This is a genomic window from Streptomyces sp. TRM70350 (assembly GCF_019219825.1).
Taxonomy (GTDB): domain Bacteria; phylum Actinomycetota; class Actinomycetes; order Streptomycetales; family Streptomycetaceae; genus Streptomyces.
Map to the genome: position 1 here is coordinate 175,634 of NZ_JAHUXH010000004.1, position 22,124 is coordinate 197,757.

The following is a 22,124-nucleotide window of genomic DNA, read 5'->3' on the forward strand; positions in this document are numbered from 1 at the left end:
GGACTGCGCGAGAACACCCACGACCCGCACCCGCCGTACGAGAGAACCCGCTACGGCGCTTCGGCGGACAGCGCAGCCACCAGAACCGGCGTGACAAGCTCCACCTGCCACGCCCGAGCCCCGTACCCGCGCAGCACCGCGACAACGGCCTCCACGTCGGCAGACGGCGGCTCCCAGCACACCCGCCGCACCGTGTCCGGCGCGATCAGGTTCTCCTGCGGCAGACCGAGCTGCTCGGCCAGCGCGGACACGCCGGCGCGAGCCGCCGACAGCCGGGCGGCGGCCGCCGGGTCCTTGTCGGCCCACGCCCGCGGCGGCGGAGGCCCCGCGAGCGGCTGCCCCGGCTGCGGCAGCTGTGACTCGGGCAGCGCCTTGGCGCGATCCACCGCGGCCTGCCACTGCTCCAGCTGCCGCCGCCCCATCCGATGCCCGAACCCGTTCAGCGCGGACAGCGCGTGCACCGTGCCCGGTAGCGCGAGCGCGGCCTCGACGATGGCCGCGTCCGACAGCACCTTGCCCGGTGAGATGTCTCTGCGCTGCGCGATCCGGTCGCGGGTCTGCCACAGCTCGCGCACCACGGCGAGCTGCCGCCGCCGGCGCACCTTGTGCATCCCGGACGTACGGCGCCACGGGTCCTTGCGGGGCTCCGGCGGCGGCGCGGCCACGATCGCGTCGAACTCCTGCTGGGCCCACTCCAGCTTGCCCTGCCGGTCCAGCTCCTTCTCCAGCGCGTCCCGCAGATCGACGAGCAGCTCGACGTCGAGGGCCGCGTAGCGCAGCCAGGGCTCGGGCAGCGGGCGGGTGGACCAGTCGACGGCGGAGTGGCCCTTCTCCAGGACGAAGCCGAGCACGCTCTCGACCATGGCGCCCAGGCCGACCCGCGGGAAACCGGAGAGCCGCCCGGCCAGCTCGGTGTCGAACAGCCGCGTCGGCACCATGCCTATCTCCCGAAGGCACGGCAGGTCCTGGGTGGCGGCGTGCAGCACCCACTCCACGCCGGACAGCGCGTCACCGAGCGCCGACAGGTCGGGGCAGGCCACCGGGTCGATCAGCGCGCTGCCCGCGCCCTGGCGGCGCAGCTGTACGAGGTACGCGCGCTGTCCGTAGCGGTAGCCGGAGGCGCGCTCGGCGTCGACGGCGACGGGGCCGGAGCCCGCGGCGAAGGCGGCGATCACCTCGGCGAGGCCTGCCTCGTCCGCGATCACGGGCGGAATGCCGTCACGCGGTTCCAGCAAAGGGATCGGCGCCTCCGTAACAGAAGATCCGCCGTCTTCCGGAGGAGCGCCCCCGGTGATGCGCAGTGAACTGTCTGCTGCGGTTTCTTGGGCGTCGGTCACCTGTCAAGGGTATCTGTGGATGGACAGCGCCCGCCGACGGAACGTTCCGTCGACGGGCGCGCGAGGGTCGCAAACGAGTCAGGTCCATGTGGGATCCCGGTCACGACCGGGAGGGGGACGCGGGCGGGCTGCGGCGGCTCGATCCCGTTCACGTCAGTGAATGCCGAGGTGAGTCGCCAGGGGGGCGGCTCGGGGAGGGGCGTGGGGAGGGCGTGGGGGAGGGTGGGGGGAAGCGGGGAACAAAGCGGGGAACGGGGAGTGGGCTGGGAGTGGGAAGTGGCGGCTCGGAGCGTGGGGGTGCGGTGCGGTCGTCAGTGGATGATGCCGGTGCGCAGGGCCACGGCGACCATCCCGGCGCGGTCACCCGTGCCGAGCTTGCGTGCGATGCGGGCGAGGTGGCTCTTGACGGTCAGTGCGGACAGGCCCATCGAGACGCCGATCGCCTTGTTCGACTGGCCTTCGGCGACCAGGCGCAGCACCTCGACCTCGCGGCCGGACAGCTCGCGGTAGCCACCCGGGTGACTCGGGGCACCCGGGGGGCGGCGGTGCAGGCGGGCGGCGGCCGCGCCGATGGGGGCGGCACCGGGCCGGGTGGGGAGCCCGACGTTGGTGCGGGTGCCGGTGACGACGTAGCCCTTCACGCCGCCCGCGAGGGCGTTGCGCACGGCGCCGATGTCGTCGGCGGCGGACAGGGCGAGCCCGTTGGGCCAGCCCGCGGCGCGGGTCTCGGACAGGAGCGTCAGACCGGAACCGTCCGGCAGATGGACGTCGGCGACGCAGATGTCGCGGGGGTTGCCGATGCGGGGACGAGCCTCGGCGATGGACGAGGCCTCGATGACATCGCGCACACCGAGCGCCCACAGGTGGCGGGTGACGGTGGAGCGGACGCGGGGATCGGCCACGACCACCATCGCGGTCGGCTTGTTCGGGCGGTAGGCGACCAGGCTTGCGGGCTGCTCTAGGAGAACGGACACCAGGCCTCCTGGGTGCGGGACGGGTCGGCTCGTGGGGGGTGAAGCCGGGACGAACCGTGCTTTCAAGGTCACAGTCGTCTTCGGCACCAAACCGGTCCGCCTTTAGAGAATGATCACGATCTGGTGAGTAACAATCCGGGCAATTCGGACGCGCGATCGATCGCCCGAAGATCGAACGGTTTCGGTTCGATTCGCTGTCCGGTCGAAAGTTTCCGTATCGACAAAGAGATCAGCCCAAATGGGTGTATAAGGGTTTGACGAGTCGCCCCGTGGGTCAGCGGGACTGCGGCCCCCGCCGCTGTGGCAGGGTCACCACGGACGCGTCGCCCGGCCCCGCCGGCGGCAGACCCGCGACCTGGGCGAGCAGGTCGCACCAGGAGGCGAGGTGGGCCGCGGTGTCCGGCACGCCGCCCAGGCCCTCGCGGGGCGTCCAGGAGGCCCGGATCTCGATCTGCGAGGCGGCGGGACGAGCGGACAGCCCGCCGAAGTAGTGCGAACTCGCGCGCGTGACCGTGCCGCTCGGCTCGCCGTACGTCAGCCCGCGCGCCTGCAGCGCACCGGTCAGCCAGCTCCAGCACACCTCGGGCAGCAGCGGGTCGGCGGCCATCTCCGGTTCCAGCTCCGCCCGGACCAGCGTCACCAGGCGGAAGGTGCCGCGCCAGGCGTCGTGCCCGGCGGGGTCGTGCAGCAGCACCAGGCGCCCGTCCGCGAGGTCCTGGTCGCCGTCGACGACGGTGGCCTCCAGCGCGTAGGCGTGCGGGGCCAGCCGCTGGGGCGCGCGCGTGGGCTCGACCTCGATCTGCGGCCGCAGCCGTGCGGAGCGCAGCGCCTCGACGGCGGCCCGGAAGGGCAGCGGAGCCGTGTCGCCCGTATGCAGGTCGCCCTCCTTCGGGTCGTCCATTCCGCCAGCGCCGTCCGACAGTCGTCCCTGAGCCGCAGCCATGCGGGGAAGATTAAGCGGAATGGAAGCCGAGCGCAGGGTAGACACCCCGCCTGTCGGTGCCGGCCTCGCCGGGGGGTGCCAGGGCACCGCCGGCGCTGTCCCACCGCCGTGCGAAACTTTCCCCGTGAGTGCCAACGCAACCCCCACGGGCCAGCAGCCGACAGCGACGTACGACTCCGCCTTCCTCAAGGCGTGCAGGCGCGAGCCCGTGCCGCACACGCCGGTGTGGTTCATGCGGCAGGCCGGGCGCTCCCTGCCCGAGTACCGCAAGGTGCGCGAGGGCATCCCGATGCTGGAGTCGTGCATGCGGCCCGACCTGGTCACCGAGATCACCCTGCAGCCGGTGCGCCGGCACAACGTGGACGCGGCGATCTACTTCAGCGACATCGTCGTCCCCCTCAAGGCCATCGGCGTCGACCTCGACATCAAGCCCGGCGTCGGCCCGGTCGTCGAGCGCCCGATCCGCTCCCGCGCCGACCTGGCGCAGCTGCGCGACCTGACCCCCGAGGACGTCTCCTACGTCACGGAGGCGATCGGCCTGCTGACCGCCGAGCTCGGCGAGACGCCCCTGATCGGCTTCGCGGGTGCCCCGTTCACCCTCGCGAGCTACCTCGTGGAGGGCGGCCCGTCCCGCACGTACGAGAACGCCAAGGCGATGATGTACGGCGACCCGCGGCTGTGGGCCGACCTCCTCGACCGCCTCGCGGACATCACCGCCGCCTTCCTCAAGGTGCAGATCGAGGCCGGCGCGAGCGCCGTCCAGCTCTTCGACTCCTGGGCGGGCGCCCTCGCCCCCGCCGACTACCGGCGCTCCGTGCTGCCCGCCTCCGCGAAGGTGTTCCGCGCGGTCGAGGCGTACGGCGTCCCGCGCATCCACTTCGGCGTCGGCACCGGCGAGCTGCTCGGCCTGATGGGCGAGGCCGGCGCGGACGTCGTCGGCGTCGACTGGCGCGTCCCGCTCGACGAGGCCACCCGCCGCGTCGGCCCCGGCAAGGCGCTGCAGGGCAACCTCGACCCGACGGTCCTGTTCGCCCCGCAGGAGGCCGTCGAGACCAAGACCCGCGAGGTCCTGGACGCGGCGGCGGGCCTGGAGGGCCATGTCTTCAACCTCGGCCACGGCGTCCTGCCGTCCACCGACCCGGACGCGCTCACCCGCCTCGTCGAGTACGTCCACTCGCAGACCGCCCGCTGACGGCTCACCACGTCTGACGGGGCCGTGCCTGCCTGCCGAACAGCAGACCGGGCGGCTCCGGCGGCGGTGGCGTGCCCGGCTTCAGGGGCCAGGCGAGCAGCATGCCGATGAGGAAGCCGACGATGTGCGCCGCGTACGCCACGGCGCCCGCGTCGGAGACGCCCTCGCCGGCCGAGTACACCGCCTGGAGCCCGAACCAGGAGCCCAGCACCAGCCAGGCCGGCAACCTCAGCGGCAGGAAGATCAGGAACGGGACCAGCACCCACACCCTGGCCTTCGGATACAGCACCAGATACGCGCCCAGCACACCGGCGATCGCCCCCGAGGCGCCGATCAGCGGCTCGGCGGACTCGGCGTTCAGCAGCGCGAAGCCGTACGCCGCCGCGTAGCCGCAGGCGCCGTAGAACAGCGCGAAGCGCACATGCCCCATGCGGTCCTCGATGTTGTTGCCGAAGATCAGCAGGAAGAGCATGTTGCCCAGCAGATGCAGCCAGCTGCCGTGCAGGAACAGGGAGGTGAGCACGCTCAGTTCGGGCGACTTGTCGTACGTCGGCGGGGCCACCACGCAGCCCGGGCCCTGCGGGCCGACCGCGACCTCTCCCGTGGGCACCATGCGGGGCATCTGACGGTGGATCAATTCCTGGGGCACCGCCGCGTACCGGTCCAGGAACGCCTCAAGATGGCACAGTTGCGCCAGGCTGCTCTCACCCGCCACCGAACCGGCGAGGCCGGGCATGAGCAGGAACACGACGACGTTCGTCGCGATCAGCGCGTACGTCACCCAGGCCGTGCGGCGCGCCGGGTCCGTGTCATGGACGGGGATCACCACGTGGAAGTAGTGCCCTCGATGCGCTCGCCGAATCGGTGAACGCGACCGGCCGGGCGTGCGTATGTCTTCTCGACCGGCCGCGGCACGGCGTCGCGGGACGACGTGAGGAACAGGCGATGAACGACCGAGTGACTCCTCCGATGCAGGCCAACCCCGACGGCGAGGCGCAGCTCGCGCTGGTGATCCACCTCCCCTGGGAGGACGTCGCCCGGCTCGGCCAGGAGGCCGGCCGCATGGCGGCGCAGTTGCAGCGACCGGTGACGCTGGACGAGGCGGTGAGCAACCGGTTGCGGTCCGTCTCCCCGGGCGCGCACGCGAAACCGGCGGGGGCGCAGCCGAGTGCCATGCCGACCGCTGCTTCGGTGTCGTCGCTGCCGTCGCGACCGCCGTCCGAGCAGGCACGGCAGGCGATCGACAGGATCAACGGCACGGCGTAGCGGCGGCGGGACAACGCCCCCCAGGGGCGCGGGGAACTGCGCGACCAGCCCCCCACCCCGCACCCCGCGGAAACCCGCATCCCTATGGCGCCCCCCGTACCTTCCCCGCGGCCTTCCGCGCAGCGACCAGCACCGGATCCCACACCGGCGAGAACGGCGGCGCGTACCCCAGGTCCAGCGCCGTCATCTGCTCCACCGTCATCCCGGCCGTGAGCGCCACCGCCGCGATGTCCACCCGCTTGCCCGCCCCCTCCCGGCCCACGATCTGCACGCCGAGCAGCCGCCCCGTGCGGCGCTCGGCGAGCATCTTCACGGTCATCGGGGAGGCACCGGGGTAGTACCCGGCCCGGCTCGTCGACTCGATGACCACCGTCTCGAACCGCAGCCCCGCCCGCCGCGCGTCCTTCTCCCGCAGCCCGGTACGGGCGATCTCCAGATCGCACACCTTGCTCACCGCGGTGCCGACCACTCCGGGGAACGTCGCGTAACCGCCTCCGGCATTGGTGCCAATGACTTGTCCCTGCTTGTTGGCGTGCGTGCCGAGCGCGACATGCCGCTCCTGCCCGGCGACCAGATCGAGGACCTCCACGCAGTCACCGCCGGCCCAGATGTTCTCGTGACCGCGGACCCGCATCGCCAGATCGGTGAGCAGCCCGCCGTGCTCGCCGAGCGGCAGCCCCGCCGCCTCGGCGAGCGTCGTCTCGGGGCGTACGCCGATGCCGAGGACGACCACGTCCGCCGGGTACTCGGCGTCCTCCGTGGCCACCGCCCGCACCTGCCCGTCGTCACCGGTGAGGATCTTGGTGACCTCGGCGTCGTTGACCATGGTGATGCCCATGCCCTCCATGGCCTCGTGCACCAGCCGCCCCATGTCCGCATCGAGCGTGGACATGGGTTCCGCGCCCCGGTTGACGACCGTCACCTCGTAGCCGCGGTGGATCAGCGCCTCGGCCATCTCGACGCCGATGTAGCCCGCCCCGACGACCACCGCACGCCGCCCCCGCGCGCGCGTGAGGGTGTCCAGCAGCTCCTGGCCGTCGTCCAGGGTCTGCACCCCGTGCACGCCCGGGGCGTCGACGCCCGGCATGTCGGGGCGGATCGGCCGGGCGCCGGTGGCGATCACGAGCTTGTCGTACGACGTCCAGGACTCGGCCCCCGAATCGACGTCACGCGCGCGTACCCGCCCCCCGCCGACGTCGATCTCCACGACCTCCGTCCGCAGCCGCAGGCCGATGCCCCGCGAACGGTGCTCCTCGGGCGTGCGGGCGATCAGCTCGTCGCGGTCGGAGACCTGACCGCCCACCCAGTACGGGATGCCGCACGCCGAGTACGAGGTGAAGTGGCCGCGCTCGAAGGCCACGATCTCCAGCTCGTCCGGGCCCTTCAGCCGACGAGCCTGGGACGCCGCGGACATGCCCGCGGCGTCGCCGCCGATCACGACCAGTCGCTCTCTCGTACCGCTTGCACGGCTTGTACCGCTGGCACCGCTCGCACCGCTCGCACCGCTCGCACCGCTCATGCTCATGCGAACACGTTACGGCGGCGGGGCATTTCAGTCCTGCTCCTGCTCCTGCTCGCCCCGCTCCTCCTCCCGCGCGGTGCCGGGCGCGGGCTGCGGTGCCCGCCGGGCCGTCGGCAGCGGTCCCGGCGCGGTCGTCGCGGACGCCGTGGCGGGGCGGCGTGCCCTGCGGGGGCGTACGAGACGCAGCCAGACCAGGACGAGCAGCGCCGCCAGCGCGGCGAACGGCAGCACCGCGCCCACGGCCACGACGATCCACCGCAGCATCGTCACGAAGGCGCCCCAGCCGCCCGCCAGGGCGTCCGTGAACCCGGGGTCCTCGTCCTCCTTGGGGGCCTTCTTCACCGGCGTCTCGGACAGCGAGAGCGTGATGGTGGCCAGGCTCGTGCGGTCCTTCAGGGACGCCTGCTGGGCGAGCAGCGCCTCCAGGTCGGCCTGGCGGCTGCTCAGCTCGCCCTCCAGCTCCACCACGTCGCTCAGCCGGGTCGCCTGGTCCATCAGCTCGCGGATCCGGGCGACGCTGGCGCGCTGGGTCTTGATCCGGCTCTCCACGTCGACGACCTGGTCGGTGACGTCCGTCGCCTTCGCGGTGCGGTCGAGGAGCTTGCCCGCGCCTTCCAGGTCGGCGAGGACGTCCTCGTACTTGTCGACGGGCACCCGCAGGACGACCCGGGTGCGCTCGTTGCCGCGCTCGTCCCGGGTGGTGGTCTCACTGCCCACGAAGCCGCCCGCGGTCTCGGCGGTCGTACGGGCCTCGTCCAGGGCCTTGGGCACGTCCTTGACCTGCACGGTCAGGGACGCGGTGCGGATGATGTGGCTCGCGGGGAGCCGGGGCGCGTCCGGGGCCTTGTCGGCGCCGGACCTGCTGCCGCTGCCGAAGGCGCCCTCCTTGGCGCCGGGCCCGACGGCGGCCTGGTCCTGGGCGGCGGCCGCGTCTCCGCCCGAGGCGGAGGTGGTGTCGGCCGCGCCGCTGCAACCCGTCAGCGCCAGCGCGGCGGCGAGCAGGATCCCGGCCAGGGCCGGAACGGGGCGTGGTGCGGAGTGTCGTGCGGAGCGTGCTGCGCGCATGCGGTGAACCCCCGAGGGTCGTGACAACTGACGCTCCTTCGACGCCGGGGCGGCCCGGGACGTTGGACCCGTGCGGTCCCGATGCGGTCACGGTCCGGACTCGGCGGGGCCACGGGCCGCGGAGGGGCTGTCAGTGGCGTCTGAGAAGGTGGAGTCATGAACGCAGCACGCACGGACGGCGGACAGGTCGTCGTCATCGGAGCCGGGGTCGCCGGGTTGGCCGCCGCCCACCGGCTGCTGGGGCGCGGCGCGCGGGTGACCGTGCTGGAGGGCTCCGACCGGGTCGGCGGCAAGCTGCTGCCCGGCGAGATCGCGGGCGTGCGCGTGGACCTGGGCGCCGAGTCGATGCTGGCCCGCCGCCCCGAGGCGGTCGCCCTCGCGCGTGAGGTGGGCCTCGACGACCGGCTCCAGCCGCCGGCCACCGCGACCGCCTCCCTGTGGACCCGCGGCGCCCTGCGCCCGATGCCCAAGGGCCACGTGATGGGCGTGCCGGGCACCGCGGCCGCGCTCTCGGGCGTGCTTTCCGAGGAGGGCCTGGCGCGCATCGAGCGCGACGCCGACCTGCCCCGCACGGAGGTCGGCGACGACGTGGCGGTGGGGGAGTTCGTCGCCGCGCGGCTCGGCCGCGAGGTCGTCGACCGGCTCGTGGAGCCGCTGCTGGGCGGTGTCTACGCGGGCGACGCGTACCGCATCTCGATGCGCTCGGCCGTCCCCCAGCTGTTCCAGGCCGCCCAGACGCACGACTCGCTCACCGAGGCGGTCCGGGAGATCCAGGCCAGGGCGGCGGCCGCCCCGCAGACGGGTCCGGTGTTCATGGGCATCGAGGGCGGTGTCGGCAGCCTGCCGCTCGCCGTCGCCGAGTCGGTGCGGGCGCGCGGCGGCGACATCGTGACCGGCGCCCGCGTGACGCGGCTGCGCCGCGAGGGCCGTACGGGCTGGCGGGTCGTGGCCGGCGACCGGGTGCTGCACGCCGACGCCGTGATCGTCGCCGTGCCCGCGCCCGCCGCCGCCGAGCTGCTGCGCGCCGAGGCCCCGGCGGCCGCGACCGAACTGGCCGCCGTGGAGTACGCGTCGATGGCGCTGGTCACCCTCGCCTACCGCAGGTCCGAGGCGCGCCTGCCCGAGGGCAGCGGCTTCCTGGTGCCGCCGGTCGACGGGCGGACCATCAAGGCGTCGACGTTCGCCTCCCAGAAGTGGGGCTGGATCGCCGGCGAGGACCCGGACCTGATCGTGCTGCGCACCTCCGTCGGGCGGTACGGCGAGACGGAGATCCTCCGCCGCGACGACGCCGACCTGGTGGCCGTCTCCCGGCGCGACCTCGCTGCGGCGACGGGCCTGGACGCCACGCCCGTCGCCGCCTGCGTCACCCGCTGGGACTCGGGCCTGCCCCAGTACCCCGTCGGCCACCACGCGCGCGTGGCCCGCATCCGCGAGCACGTCGGCAAGCTCCCGGGCCTCGCCGTGTGCGGCGCGGTGTACGACGGGGTGGGCATCCCGGCGTGCGTCGCGAGCGCGTACGCGGCGGTGGACCAGATCCACGGCGACCTGGATGCTGTGCAGCAGCTCACCGCCCACCCGGTGCAGAGCCTGCACGGCGGAGCGGGAGAATAAGGGACATGAGTGACGACGCCTCCACCCCCGCCCCGGCCCGGATCCCGAACAAGGGCAAGCTGGCCAAGGACCTCAACGAGGTCATCCGCTACACCCTGTGGTCCGTGTTCAAGCTGAAGGACGTGCTGCCCGAGGACCGCGCGGGCTACGCCGAAGAGGTCCAGGAGCTGTTCGACCAGCTCGCCGCCAAGGACGTCACCGTCCGCGGCACCTACGACGTCTCCGGGCTGCGCGCCGACGCCGACCTGATGATCTGGTGGCACGCCGAGACCAGCGACCAGCTGCAGGAGGCGTACAACCTCTTCCGCCGCACGAAGCTGGGCCGCGCCCTGGAGCCGGTGTGGTCCAACATGGCGCTGCACCGCCCCGCCGAGTTCAACCGCAGCCACATCCCGGCGTTCCTCGCCGACGAGACGCCCCGCGCGTACGTCAGCGTCTACCCCTTCGTGCGCTCCTACGACTGGTACCTGCTGCCGGAGGAGGACCGGCGCCGGATGCTCGCCGACCACGGCAAGATGGCCCGCGGCTACCCCGACGTGCGCGCCAACACGGTCGCCTCCTTCTCCCTCGGCGACTACGAGTGGCTCCTCGCCTTCGAGGCCGACGAGCTGTACCGCATCGTCGACCTCATGCGCCACCTGCGCGGCTCGGAGGCCCGGCTGCACGTCCGCGAGGAGGTCCCGTTCTTCACCGGCCGCCGCAAGGAGATCACAGAACTGGTCGCGGGCCTCGCCTGAGGGCCGGGGGCCGCGGGGTTGTTCCTGCGGGCCGGTTGGCAGGCGTCGTTCGACCGGCGGGCTGCCGCGAGGGGCCCCGGACTCGCCGGTCGGCGGGCCCCGCCCGGTCAGCGCAGCTCCGGGCGCCTGGTCAGCGCGCGCTCGCCGCAGCCTCGGCCTTCCGTGCGGGATCTTCCTGGCGCGCGGTCGCGCCCGGCTTTGGCTCCGGGTGTGGTGCGCAGGACGCGTGGCGGGTCGGGAGGCGGCCCTGGAGCAGGTAGGCGTCCACGTGGGCGTTGACGCACGGGTTGGGGCCGCCCGCGATGCCGTGCGTGCCGGAGTCCCGCTCGGTGACCAGGACCGAGCCGGACAGTCGGCGGTGGAGTTCGAGGGCGCCGTCGTAGGGGGCGGCGGCGTCCCGCTCGGCGGCCAGGATCAGCGTCGGTGGCAGCTCGCCCGGCCCGGTCCGCACGTCGAGCGGCCGCTGACGCGGCGCCTGCCAGTACGCGCACGGCAGGTTCAGCCACACGTTGTTCCACGTCTCGAACGGCGCCACGCGCGCGAGCCGCGTGTTGTCCCGGTTCCAGACCTTCCACTCCGTCGGCCAGGGCGCGTCGTTGCACTCGACGGCCGTGTAGACGGCACGGGAGTTCTCCGCCTCCACGGCCGCCTTCTCGTCCGGCGTGGCCAGTTCGATCAACGGCTGCGGATCGCCCTTGAGATACGCCGACAGCGCCTCGGCCCGCCCCGGCCAGTAGTCGTCGTAGTAACCGGCCTCCAGAAACGCGCTCTGCAACTGCCCCGGCCCGACCTTCCCGCCCGCCGGTTTCCGGGCGAGCCGCGCCCGCGCGGTGTCATAGCCGCGCTGCACCTCCTGAGGCGTGGCGCCCAGCCCGTACACGCCGTGATGCCTGGCGATCCACTCCTTCATGTCCGCCCAGCGGCCCTCGAACGCCGCCGACTGGGCGAGGTTGTTGCGGTACCAGATCTGCGCCGGATCGGGGTTCACCGCCGCGTCGAACACCATCCGCCGTACGTGCGTGGGGAACAGCGTCGCGTACAGCGCCCCGAAGTAGGTGCCGTACGACGCGCCCATGAACGTCAGCTTCACCTCGCCCAGCGCGGCGCGCAGCACGTCCAGATCACGGGCGTTGTTCAGGGAGTGGTAGTGCCTGAGCACGCTGCCCGACCGCTGCGCGCACCCGCGCGCGTAGGCCTTCGCCTGCGCGATGCGCTCCTGCTTGTACGACTCCGAGGGGTGCGTCGGCTCGGGCGTGGGCCCCTTGAAGTGCTGCTTGGGGTCCTGGCAGGACAGCGGCGCGGACCGGCCGACCCCGCGCGGGGCGTAGCCGACCAGGTCGTACGCGGCGGCCAGGCGCTTCCACTCGGGGAGCAGGCCGACCAGCGGGAAGAGGAGACCGGAGGCGCCCGGACCGCCGGGGTTGTAGACCAGGGCGCCCTGACGGGGCACCCTGCGCTTGCTGTTGTGCGGGTCGCGGTGGGTGGCCCGCACCCGGCTGACGGCGAGCCCGATCTGCTTGCCGTCGGGCCGCGCGTAGTCGAGGGGGACGGTGACCGTGCCGCACTCCATGTCCTTCGGCAGGTCCTGCGCGTCGGCGCACCGGCCGAAGTCGATCCCGGCGGCCGCGGCACGCGCGGCGGCCACGGCGGTGCCGCGCAGCTCGGCCGCCGCCTCCGGGTGGGCCGGTGCGCCGACGGCCGGGGCGGAGACGACGGTGGTGAGGAGCAGGGAACCGGCGGCCGTGTAGAGGGCGGCAGTTCTCATCGCGTATCCCTTCGGTGCGCGGCAGCGACAGAAGGGATGCTTCGTAGGGTCGTCGGCGAAGGCAAGCACAGGCGGCCGGTGTCGGCCCCAATGCGCCCGTACGCCGCGCGCACCCTCGGATCTCGTGTCAGACGCCCGTACGGCCCGCGATGCGCGAAGGCCGCGCGCAGGTCCGGCTCGCCGACCGCGCGGATGCCGCGTACGGCGACCGAGGTGAGGCAGGCGCGGTCGTCCCCGGTGTCGCCCGCGTGCCGGGCCGGCGCCCCCAGCAGCCGCTGCCCGGCCGGGGAGGCCCAGCGCGCGTACGGGGGGCCTCGATCCGGGCCAGGACGAGGCAGCTCAGGCAGAGGACCAGCGGCAGGGCGAACCAGAGGGCGATCAGATGCCGGGGCACCTCGTCCTGAGCCGGCATCAGCAGCGCGGCCACGCCGAGCGCCGGCACGGCGGCCGCGGCGAGCCGCACCTGACGCACCCCCGCACCAACGGTGGTCCTCGCCCCGGCCGGCACGGCGAGACCGGCGCTGACGAGCCGGTCGGCGAGGCCGTGCACCGCGTCGGTGGCGGCCGCCGCGGCCCGTACCGGCGCGATGGGGGACTGCCCCTCCGGCCCGATGGCCCCTATCACCGACCGCTCGATGTCGTCCCGGCCGCGCGGGTCCACGACGGTCGCCCAGCCCGTGTGCGCGAGGAGCAGCCGCCGCTGGCGCGCCATCGACACCAGCGGCAGATCGGTGACCCGCGCCGGACCGCCGGACAGGAACGCGGCCTCGTACAGCGTCAGCTCGTACAGCGTCGGATCGTGGTGCGCGCCCGCTTCCGCGTCGACGTCCGCGGCCCGTACGGCGGCCAGGCACAGCCGGGTGCAGGCGAGACCGGCCAGGGCCAGGCCAGCAGGAGAAGGAGGACCCAGAACATGCCGTGGCCAGGGCATGTCGTTCCGGTCAGCGGCGCAGCAGCACCCGGCGGGCCCGCGCCATCCGCGAGCGCGGACGCGGCGCAGAACCGGACCGCTCCAGCCACCACTCCCGCAACTGACGCCGTGCCCGCGCCTCCTGCGGCCGCCCGGCGAGCAGCAACTGCTCGGCGAAGTCCAGCGCGTCCCGCCGGTAGCCGCCGGTCATCGGATGCCGCTGGGCGTACGCCAGGAAGGCGGGCCGGTAGGCGGCCCCCAGGATCACCGGCAACTCCGGTGCGACCTTCGCCACCACATCCGCCCGCTTTCCGGCCAGGGCCCGTGCCTGCACCCCGAGTCGCACTCGGTCGAACCCTTCGGGGACGGGGGTACCGGCGACCAGCGCGGAGAGCAGCGCCGCCTGGGCGAGGGCGAGGCGCTGACGGGCGGGCTCCGGGGCGGAGTCGTGATGCGTGGGGTCGGCAGGCTCGGACGCGGAGTCGGCGGAATCGCGCGCTGTCGCGCGAGCCGTGACGGTGGAAGCCCCGGAAGCACCCGGTATCGCCGCCCGGGCCCGCCGTCCCTCCTCCAGCGCCGCCCGGATCTCCGCCAACTCCCGCTCCAGCTCTGCCGGTTCGGGAAAGTTCTCGTCCCTCTCCAGCAGGACCCCCGGCGGGGACACACGGGCCGCGAGGTCGGTCAGGACGGCGAGGACCGGCCGGGGGACCGGGTGGGCGTGGCTGTCGTGCCAGACGCCGTCGCGTTCGAAGCCGCCCGCGACATGGACGTACGCGATGGCCTCCAGCGGGAGTTCGGCGAGCGCCTTGGCCGGGTCCTCGCCGCGGTTGACGTGGTTGGTGTGCAGGTTCGCCACGTCGATCAGGAGCCGTACGCCGGTCCGGTCGGCCAGCTCGTACAGGAACTGTCCCTCCGTCATCTCCTCGCCCGGCCAGGAGATGAGCGCGGCGACGTTCTCCACCGCGAGCGGCACGGGCAGCGCGTCCTGGGCGATGCGGACGTTCTCGCACAGCACGTCGAGGGCGTCCCGGGTGCGCGGTACGGGCAGCAGGTGCCCGGCCTCCAGGCGTGGGGAGGCCGTGAGCGGGCCGCCCGCCCGGACGAAGGCGATGTGCTCGGTGACCAGAGGGGAGCCGAGCGCCTCCGCCCGCTCGGCGAGGGCCGAAAGGCGCGCCGGGTCGGGCCGGTCGGCGCCGCCGAGGCCGAGGGAGACGCCGTGCGGGACGACGGTCAGTCCGCGTTCGCGCAGCCGCAGCAGCGCGTCGGGAAGGTGCCCGGGGCAGACGTTCTCGGCGACGACCTCTACCCAGTCGATGCCCGGCATGCGCTCCACGGTGTCCGCGATCTCCGGCCGCCACCCGATTCCGGTTCCCAGTCGCTCCATGACCCCCTCCTTCACCTCTGTCGTGCACCTGGATCCGCTGTGTCGTCTCCTTCGACGGACCGCTGTTTCCGGCGTGAGGGGGGTATGGCCCCGGCCCCGGGACTCCAACCCTGCTGCGTGCGCCTTCAGAGCAACATTTGAGGTTGCCAGGAGGTACGCGGGACCGGCCCCGGATGTTCAAACACCCTGGTTCAGCGCAGCGCCGGATGGTCGGCGACGACGGTGCAGCTGCCGGCGGCGATCTCGGTGTACCCGGCGTCACGCACCAACGGCAGCCCGGATGTGGTGAGTTGACGCCAGCGGGTCGGCTCCGCGGTCCGGACGGCGAGCGGGAACCCCGCCTCGCGCCAGGCCGCGCGCTCCTCGTCCGGCAGTTCCCACCAGGCGAGTTGAGCGCCGTGCCCGGCCTGCGCCATCGCCTTGCCGGCCGACATGTCGACCTCCGGGTTCAGCCACAGCACCGGCGCGCTCGTGTCCGCCTCGACCGGCGGCTCCGGATCGTCGAGATCGGTTCCGGAAACCTGCAGCCGCGCCAGCTCCTTGGGCCACCCGTCCAGCGGGACGGGCGGAAACACCCTCACTTCCGCGGACTTCCCCGTCACCGTGATCCCGGGCAACGCCTCGGCCCGCCGCCACTCGGCGCCCCGGGCCCGCCGCACCACCTTCCGAATCCGCGCGTCCTGCCAGTCCCGCATGGCCTGGGCCCACTCCCCGTCGCCCCGCGAGCGCTCATCACTGAGCATGACGAGCACGGCACGGGCGGCGGTTTCCAAGGCGTCGGTACGGGCGGGAGGCGCACCCTTTTCGATCCGCACCACCAGAGGCAGTACGAACTGAGGCGCGGTATCGCGTGCGCTGGGCTCGGACCGGAAGGGACTGTCAGTCGGTTCGGTAGTCACGCCGTCCAGTCTGCCAACTCGAGGGGCGCGGCGAACTGCGCGATCAACCCACTACAACCCGCACCCCGAAACCGAACCCACTACCCCGAACAAGCCGTACGCTGCGCCTCCAACCACTCACACTGCGGACACAACGTGATCCCCTTGTACGACTCCGGATACTCCGTAGGCTCCCGGCACAGCACGCACTCCGCGTACGGCGGCCCGTCCGCCTTGGGCGGCCTGCTCGCGTCGATCAGACAGTAATCGTCACCGTCGCTCATACCTCCAGCGTATGCCGCTCATGACAGCCCGCCGGAGGCCGTCGCTCCGATCAGTTCGGACACCTTCACGAACCGATACCCCTGCCGCCGCAGCTCCGGCACGATTCTCCGAATCGCCCGCTCGGTCGTCGGCGCCGCACTCCGCGTGCAGTGCAGCACGACGACCGACCCCGGCCGCACCCCCTGAAGCACCTGCCGGGCCACCGCATCCGCGTCCGTCGCGAACGCGTCCCCGCCCACCACGTCCCACTGCACCGCCGTCACGCCGGTGGCGCTCAGTGCCCGCAGCGCCCGCTGGTCGTAGCAGCCACCGGGGAACCGGAAGTACGGCTTGGCGTCCGGCACCCCCGCCCGGCGGAACGCCGTGTACGCCCGCTCCACGTCCGCCCGCATCCGCTCCTCCTCGATGGTCGGCAGGCCGTAGCAGTCGGCGGTGAAGGCGTAGTGGCTGTAGGAGTGGTTGGCGACCTCGAAGAGCGGGTCCCGGCCGATGCCGCGGGCCTGGATCGGGTACTCCTCCGCCCACCGGCCCGTCATGAACACGGTCGCCGGCACCTTCAGCGCCCGCAGCGTCGCGATCAGCTGCGGGTTGTCGAAGCGTTCACCCTGGGCTGCCCGTGGCCCCTGGTCGGCGGTCATGTCGGCGTCGAAGGTGAGCGCGACGGTCTTGTCCCCGCTGCGCGGGCCGCTGGTGAACACCGGCGTGAGACCCGCGGGGCCGGGGGCGAGGGTGGGAGGCGCCGAGGGGGAGGGGGCGGGCGTCGAGGGGACCGCCGTACGGCCGCCGCCCCGTGGCGCCTCGGCGGTGCCGCAGGCGGCGAGGGCGGCGCTCAGGACACAGACCGTGATGACGCTGCGTGCATGTGTGATCACCGTATGAAAGTATGACGTTCAGGTCGGCGCGGTCGCCGACGCGACCGCCGGGTCACCCGGCCGGCGGCCTCCGCCACGGACCGCGCACCGCGAACGTCGTCCCCGGCGTGTAGCAGTTGACGTTCCTGCTGGTCACGGAGCGTCGGTACGGCCCGGGGTGGGGTGCGGTTCCTGGGTGAGGCCGGGGGTGCCGTCGGGTTGCTGGATGAAGCTCGCGGTGTCGTCGGGTTGCTGGGTGAGGCCCGGGGTGCCGTCCGGCTGCTGGGTGAGGCCGGGGATGTCGTCGCGTTGCTGGGTGAGGCCGGGGGCGTCGCCGGGTTGCTGGGTGAAGCTCGCGGTGTCGTCGGGTTGCTGGGTGGCGCCCGGGACGAGGCGGGGGTCCCGTGCGAGACCCGTCGCCTGGTTCGGTCCCTGGGCGGTCTGGCCTTGGGCGTGGCCCTGTGTGTGGTCCGCCGGCAGCGGTGCCCTCTCCAGGAAGCGCAGCAGCTCCACCGGGAACGGGAGCACGAGCGTCGAGTTCTTCTCGGCGGCGACCGCCACGACCGTCTGGAGCAGCCGCAGCTGGAGCGCGGCGGGTGTGTTCGCCATCTGCTGGGCCGCCTCGGCCAGCTTCTTGGACGCCTGGAACTCGGCGTCGGCGTTGATGACCCGGGCCCGGCGCTCGCGGTCGGCCTCGGCCTGGCGGGCCATGGAGCGCTTCATCGTCTCCGGCAGTGACACGTCCTTGATCTCGACCCGGTCGACCTGCACGCCCCAGCCGACGGCCGGGCTGTCGATCATCAGCTCCAGACCCTGGTTGAGCTTCTCGCGGTTGGACAGCAGGTCGTCCAGGTCGCTCTTGCCGATGATCGAGCGCAGCGAGGTCTGGGCCATCTGGGAGACCGCGAACTTGTAGTCCTCGACCCTGATCAGCGCGCTCGCCGCGTCGACCACCTTGAAGTACACGACGGCGTCCACGCGCACGGTCACGTTGTCGCGGGTGATGCCCTCCTGGGCCGGCACCGGCATGGTGACGATCTGCATGTTGACCTTGTTCAGCCGGTCCACGAACGGAACGATCAGCGTGAATCCGGGCGCCCGTACGTCCCTGAGCCGACCGAGCCGCAGCACCACACCGCGTTCGTACTGCTTGACGACGCGGGCCGCCGCGGACAGGTACACGGCGACCGCGGAACCGCCCATGGCGACCGCCACCAGGAGATCTTCGAGCATGACGACCCCCTCATCAGAGGCCCGTGATGTCTGTTCCTGTAACGATATGCCCGGTGCCCGGTCCGGGGCCATGGGGCTGCGGACCGGGCACCGGGCGAACGGCGTGGGTCAGGTGGCGGTGACCTTCACCGGATCGATGCCGGAGGTGCTGTGCCGCTCGGCCCAGTTCTCCAGCGCCGTACGGCACGCGTGGTCCAGGTGGTGCAGACCGGACAGGTCCAGCTCGATGGGCCGGTCCTTGGGGAGTGACTCCAGGCTGTCGAGTATCTTCGGCAGCCTGAGGAAGGTCGCGTTGCCCGACAGGTAGACCTGGATCGGGCCGGCGCCCTTGTCTATGACCTCCATCTTGAGGTGCGAGGCCTCCCAGGCGGTCTTGACGACCGCCAGGGCGAGACCGATCAGGACGCCCTCGAACATGTTCACGGCGACGATGGAGACCGCGGTGATCACCAGGATCAGGGCCTCACCCTTGTGCGACCGCCACAGCCCGGTGATCTGGCGGAACGGGATCAGCTTCCACCCCGCGTGCACGAGGATGCCGGCGAGGGCGGGAACCGGGATCAGCGCCAGGGCGGACGGCAGCGCGGCCGCGAACAGCAGCAGCCACACACCGTGCAGCACACGCGACGCCTTGGTCTTCGCGCCCGCGTTGACGTTGGCGGAGCTGCGCACGATCACCGCGGTCATCGGCAGCGCGCCGAGCAGACCGCACACGGTGTTGCCCGCGCCCTGGGCGATCATCTCCTTGTTGTACTGGGTGCGCGGACCGTCGTGCAGCCGGTCCACGGCCGCCGCGCTGAACAGGCTCTCCGCCGAGGCGATCAGCGCGAACGCCACGATGGTGCCCCAGATGGCCGGGCCGGCCAGCTCACCGAACGCCTCGGACCCCGGCGGCTGGATGACACCGAGCAGACCCTCCACCTGGACGGTGGCGACCGGAAGGTTGAAGGCGAGCACGGCGACCGTGGCCAGGATCACCGCCGCGAGGGCGCCGGGCACGGACCGCACCGCCTTCGGCATCTTCTTCCACAGCACGATGACGGCGACGGTGCCCACGCCGATCGCGAGCGAGGCCAGAGCCTCGGTGCTGCCGAGCGCGTCGGCGAAGGCTCCGGGCAGGCCCACGATCTTGCCCAGACCGCTCTCCGGGGCCTTCAGGCCCGCGGCCGCGTACACCTGGCCGGCGATGATCACCAGACCGATGCCGCAGAGCATGCCCTCGACGACCGAGAGGGATATGGCCCGGAACCAGCGGCCTATCCCGAAGAAGCCCATGGCGAGCTGGAGCAGACCGGCCATGAGCACGATCATGCCGAGCGTCGCCACGCCGAACTCGCTGACGGCCTCGAAGACCAGCACGGTCAGGCCCGCGGCCGGGCCGGACACCTGAAGGCTGCTGCCGGGCATGAGCCCGGTGACGATGCCGCCCACGATGCCGGTGACAAGGCCCAGCTCCGCGGGGACGCCGGAGGCGACCGCCACACCGACGCACAGCGGCACGGCGACCAGGAAGACGACGATGGAGGCGAGGAAGTCCTGCCTCAGATAAGGGAACTTCGACAGCATGGTCACCGGTCCCCTCAGAGCGTCTCGAACGTGTCGGTCTCCGCGCGGTGTTCCCGCACGGTTCCGGTGTGGACTTCGTAGTACCAGCCGTGCAGCTGGAGTTCACCGGATCCGAGGCGCTTGCCGATGCCCGGGTAGGAGCGCAGCCGCTGCAGCTGCGCGAGGACGTGGTTCTGCACGGCCTCGGCGACCGTCGGGTCGCTGGGGTCCGAGCACTTGGGCTCGTCCGCCGCGTGCGCGAGCCAGTCGCGTACGGCGGGTACGGCCGTCAGGTCGTCGTGGCGCACCACCGCGCCGACGGCGCCGCAGTGCGAGTGGCCGCATACCACGACGTGCTGGACACCGAGCACCTCCACCGCGTACTCGATGGTGGCCGCCTCGCCGGTGGGGGTGCCGGAGCCGTACGGCGGGACGATGTTGCCCGCGGTGCGCAGCTCGAACAGCTGGCCGGGGCGGGCGCCGGTGATCAGGGCGGGGACCACCCTGGAGTCGGAGCAGGTGATGAACAGGACTTCAGGGGACTGGCCCTGGGCCAGTCGAGCGAACTCCTCAGGGCGCTGTCCGAACGTGCGGGCGTTGTCGATGAGGGGCTGCATGGTTGTGGTGACTCCTCCTGGCGCGCAGTGGGGGCGCGTCGGGCGTGCATGACAAAGGGTCAGAGGTGGGGGGGTACTGCTCTGCTCTCAGCAGCGGAAGACCTGAAGTGCCGCCGGAGAGTGGGCGGTCGAGGGTCTCGACATGCGGCCGTACGCTGCGCTGGGCACGACCGCGTCGGATTCGGCCCGCTGGTCCCGCGCCGGCTGCGGGCGCTGGGCCGCGCAGGACGCGGAGTCGACCGCGCGGTGGCGGTCGCGTATGTGCAGGGGACCGGTCGGGTCCCCCGAGTGGGTGGGGCTGTGGAACGCGGCGAACTCGGCATGCGGTGCGGTCCCGGAGGGCTTTGTTCCGGGCTGAGCTTTGGCCTCAATGTGACGGGCCGTATACGCAGCTGCGAAGGATGCGGGAGGTGTGAAGAACGAGAGGGTGAACAGGACGGCGGTGAGGACGGTGAACAGGGTCCGGGTCGTCGTACCTGGAAACATGAGCCCCCCTCCGTTCGGCGCACCTCTAGACCGTACCAACGATTGGTCAACTGCTGGTCAAGAAGGACATTAACCCTGCAAAGTTGTTTGCAGGGTTAACTTGGCGTTGCGGAGCCGAAGAGAGCCTCAAAAGTGAGGTTGAGCTGGCGTGATCCGTACCTTGATCTTGGGCCCGGCGTGGCGCTACTGAGGTTCGGTCAGACGCTGGGCGTCGCGGGCCAGCGCGGTCAGCCGGGAGATGGCCCGGAAGTACTTCTTGCGGTAGCCGCCCTTCAGCATCTCCTCGCTGAACAGCTGGTCGAAGGGCAACCCCGAGGCCAGGACGGGCACTTCACGGTCGTAGAGCCGGTCCGCGAGCACCACGAGCCGCAGTGCCGTCGACTGGTCGGGGATCGGCCGCACATCGGTCAGGCACACCGCCTTGACGCCGTCCGTCAACGCGCCGTACCGGCTGGGGTGAACGCGTGCGAGGTGCTCCAGCAGCCGCGGGAAGTCGTCGAGGGAGGCGCCCTCGGTGGCGCGCGCCGTCCGTGTCACCTGCGCGTCGCTGCACGGCGCCGGTGCCTGGGGCAGGCCGCGGTGGCGGTAGTCCTCGCCGTCGATGCGCAGGGTGCGGAAGTGGGCCGACAGGCCCTGGATCTCACGCAGGAAGTCGGCCGCCGCGAAACGGCCCTCGCCGAGCTTGCCCGGCAGCGTGTTCGAGGTGGCGGCGAGTGCGACGCCCGCGTCGACCAGCTTGCCGAGCAGGGTGGAGACCAGGACGGTGTCGCCCGGGTCGTCCAGTTCGAACTCGTCGATGCACAGGAGGCGGTGGCCGGAGAGCGTCTGGACGGTCTGCTGGAAGCCGAGGGCGCCGACCAGGTTCGTGAGCTCCACGAACGTGCCGAACGCCTTGAGGGCGGGTTCGGCGGGGGTGGCGTGCCAGAGGGAGGCGAGCAGGTGGGTCTTGCCCACGCCGTAGCCGCCGTCGAGGTAGACGCCGCGGGGCCCTGCCGGGGGCTTGGGCGCCTTGGCCCTGCCGAACCCGAAGAACCCGCGCCTGCCCGCGCCGGGCACCGGGCCGAGGCCGGACGCGAAGCCCTCCAGGACCCGTACCGCCTCGGTCTGGCTGGGCTGGTTCGGGTCCGGGATGTACGTGCTGAAGCGCACCGAGTCGAAGCGGGGCGGGGGCACCATCTCGGCCACCAGGCGGTCCGCGGGGACGTGCGGCTCTCGTGCGCAGAGGGAGAGGGGGGCTGTTTCGGCGGCTATGGGGCTTCGGCCGGCGGCGGTGGAGGAGGACACGCTTACCCATGCTAAGGGGTGGTCCGGGGGCCGCTTTGGTCACGGGCTGATCGGCTGATCGGGGGCGCCGCGCAGGCGGGGCCGTGGGGGTGCCGATGCGCGGGTTCGGGTGGTGATGGGGCTGTGGGGCGTGGGGCGGTGCGGCCGTGTGGTGGTGGGGCGGTCCTGGCCGTGGGGCCGGGCTGCCGGACCACACCGGGCCCACGCCGTACCGCAGGGCCACACCGGGCCGCCGGACC

At 72.6% G+C, this 22,124-nt stretch carries 19 protein-coding genes and 1 pseudogene; 4 read left to right on the forward strand and 16 right to left on the reverse strand.

The features are described 5' to 3' along the window. Nucleotides 1-50: 50 nt before the first annotated feature. The 3 genes from KWI83_RS08770 to KWI83_RS08780 form a co-directional block, all read right to left on the reverse strand. On the reverse strand, nt 51-1,337 hold the full coding sequence (locus KWI83_RS08770; protein WP_218513726.1) for a ribonuclease D: 1,287 nt from the start codon (nt 1,335-1,337) through the stop codon (nt 51-53). Between the two features lie 311 nt (nt 1,338-1,648). Continuing rightward, nucleotides 1,649-2,311, reverse strand: a complete 663-nt coding sequence (locus tag KWI83_RS08775; protein ID WP_003993737.1) for a response regulator transcription factor — start codon at nt 2,309-2,311, stop codon at nt 1,649-1,651. A gap of 274 nt (nt 2,312-2,585) precedes the next feature. Beyond that, on the reverse strand, nt 2,586-3,254 hold the full coding sequence (locus tag KWI83_RS08780) for a DUF3000 domain-containing protein (RefSeq protein WP_218513727.1): 669 nt from the start codon (nt 3,252-3,254) through the stop codon (nt 2,586-2,588). Nucleotides 3,255-3,378: 124 nt separating this feature from the next. Here KWI83_RS08780 and hemE point away from each other — a divergent pair, with 124 nt between their 5' ends. Then, on the forward strand, nt 3,379-4,446 hold the full coding sequence (gene hemE / locus KWI83_RS08785) for a uroporphyrinogen decarboxylase (protein ID WP_218513728.1): 1,068 nt from the start codon (nt 3,379-3,381) through the stop codon (nt 4,444-4,446). A 4-nt stretch (nt 4,447-4,450) separates the two neighbouring features. On the opposite strand, the gene KWI83_RS08790 is transcribed toward hemE, so the two are convergent. Then, complete coding sequence (locus KWI83_RS08790; RefSeq protein WP_218513729.1) at nt 4,451-5,275, reverse strand: rhomboid family intramembrane serine protease; 825 nt, start codon at nt 5,273-5,275, stop codon at nt 4,451-4,453. 116 nt (nt 5,276-5,391) lie between these two features. Between KWI83_RS08790 and KWI83_RS08795 the strand changes: the two genes are divergently transcribed. Next, entirely contained in the window at nt 5,392-5,712 is a 321-nt protein-coding gene (locus tag KWI83_RS08795; RefSeq protein ID WP_218513730.1) for a hypothetical protein, read from the forward strand. Between the two features lie 82 nt (nt 5,713-5,794). Here the strand turns inward: KWI83_RS08795 and KWI83_RS08800 are convergent, their stop codons facing one another. Next, nucleotides 5,795-7,231 (reverse strand): FAD-dependent oxidoreductase, encoded by a 1,437-nt coding sequence (locus KWI83_RS08800; RefSeq protein ID WP_256362009.1) that lies wholly within the window; start codon nt 7,229-7,231, stop codon nt 5,795-5,797. A gap of 33 nt (nt 7,232-7,264) precedes the next feature. Then, on the reverse strand, nt 7,265-8,299 hold the full coding sequence (locus KWI83_RS08805) for a DUF4349 domain-containing protein (protein WP_218513731.1): 1,035 nt from the start codon (nt 8,297-8,299) through the stop codon (nt 7,265-7,267). A gap of 156 nt (nt 8,300-8,455) precedes the next feature. Here KWI83_RS08805 and hemG point away from each other — a divergent pair, with 156 nt between their 5' ends. Together hemG and hemQ are read left to right on the forward strand one after the other, a co-directional pair. Continuing rightward, nucleotides 8,456-9,910 (forward strand): protoporphyrinogen oxidase, encoded by a 1,455-nt coding sequence (gene hemG, locus KWI83_RS08810; protein ID WP_218513732.1) that lies wholly within the window; start codon nt 8,456-8,458, stop codon nt 9,908-9,910. Between the two features lie 5 nt (nt 9,911-9,915). Continuing rightward, on the forward strand, nt 9,916-10,647 hold the full coding sequence (gene hemQ / locus KWI83_RS08815; RefSeq protein WP_218513733.1) for a hydrogen peroxide-dependent heme synthase: 732 nt from the start codon (nt 9,916-9,918) through the stop codon (nt 10,645-10,647). A 130-nt stretch (nt 10,648-10,777) separates the two neighbouring features. Here the strand turns inward: hemQ and KWI83_RS08820 are convergent, their stop codons facing one another. From KWI83_RS08820 to zapE, 10 genes and pseudogenes are all read right to left on the reverse strand, one after another. Beyond that, nucleotides 10,778-12,412, reverse strand: a complete 1,635-nt coding sequence (locus KWI83_RS08820) for an alpha/beta hydrolase (protein ID WP_218513734.1) — start codon at nt 12,410-12,412, stop codon at nt 10,778-10,780. 140 nt (nt 12,413-12,552) lie between these two features. After that, nucleotides 12,553-13,327, reverse strand: a pseudogene (locus KWI83_RS08825) (TIGR04222 domain-containing membrane protein); the annotation flags it as partial. A gap of 26 nt (nt 13,328-13,353) precedes the next feature. Next, a complete protein-coding gene (locus KWI83_RS08830) occupies nt 13,354-14,706 on the reverse strand; it encodes a DUF692 domain-containing protein (protein ID WP_218513735.1) in 1,353 nt (450 codons plus the stop codon). A 191-nt stretch (nt 14,707-14,897) separates the two neighbouring features. Continuing rightward, the gene (locus KWI83_RS08835) at nt 14,898-15,614 is read right to left on the reverse strand and encodes a peptidyl-tRNA hydrolase (RefSeq protein WP_218513894.1); all 717 of its coding nucleotides are present in this window, start codon (nt 15,612-15,614) and stop codon (nt 14,898-14,900) included. 71 nt (nt 15,615-15,685) lie between these two features. Beyond that, entirely contained in the window at nt 15,686-15,868 is a 183-nt protein-coding gene (locus tag KWI83_RS38230) for a hypothetical protein (protein WP_256361975.1), read from the reverse strand. An 18-nt stretch (nt 15,869-15,886) separates the two neighbouring features. After that, nucleotides 15,887-16,741, reverse strand: a complete 855-nt coding sequence (locus KWI83_RS08840) for a polysaccharide deacetylase family protein (protein ID WP_218513736.1) — start codon at nt 16,739-16,741, stop codon at nt 15,887-15,889. A 132-nt stretch (nt 16,742-16,873) separates the two neighbouring features. After that, nucleotides 16,874-17,953, reverse strand: a complete 1,080-nt coding sequence (locus KWI83_RS08845) for a slipin family protein (protein WP_256361976.1) — start codon at nt 17,951-17,953, stop codon at nt 16,874-16,876. Nucleotides 17,954-18,061: 108 nt separating this feature from the next. Continuing rightward, nucleotides 18,062-19,519 carry a SulP family inorganic anion transporter gene (locus KWI83_RS08850; protein ID WP_218513737.1) on the reverse strand — a complete coding sequence of 486 codons (1,458 nt, stop codon included), beginning with the start codon at nt 19,517-19,519 and terminating at the stop codon, nt 18,062-18,064. A gap of 14 nt (nt 19,520-19,533) precedes the next feature. Further along, nucleotides 19,534-20,115 carry a carbonic anhydrase gene (locus KWI83_RS08855; protein WP_218513738.1) on the reverse strand — a complete coding sequence of 194 codons (582 nt, stop codon included), beginning with the start codon at nt 20,113-20,115 and terminating at the stop codon, nt 19,534-19,536. A gap of 669 nt (nt 20,116-20,784) precedes the next feature. Beyond that, complete coding sequence (gene zapE / locus KWI83_RS08860) at nt 20,785-21,885, reverse strand: cell division protein ZapE (protein ID WP_218513739.1); 1,101 nt, start codon at nt 21,883-21,885, stop codon at nt 20,785-20,787. Between the last annotated feature and the right edge of the window lie 239 nt (nt 21,886-22,124).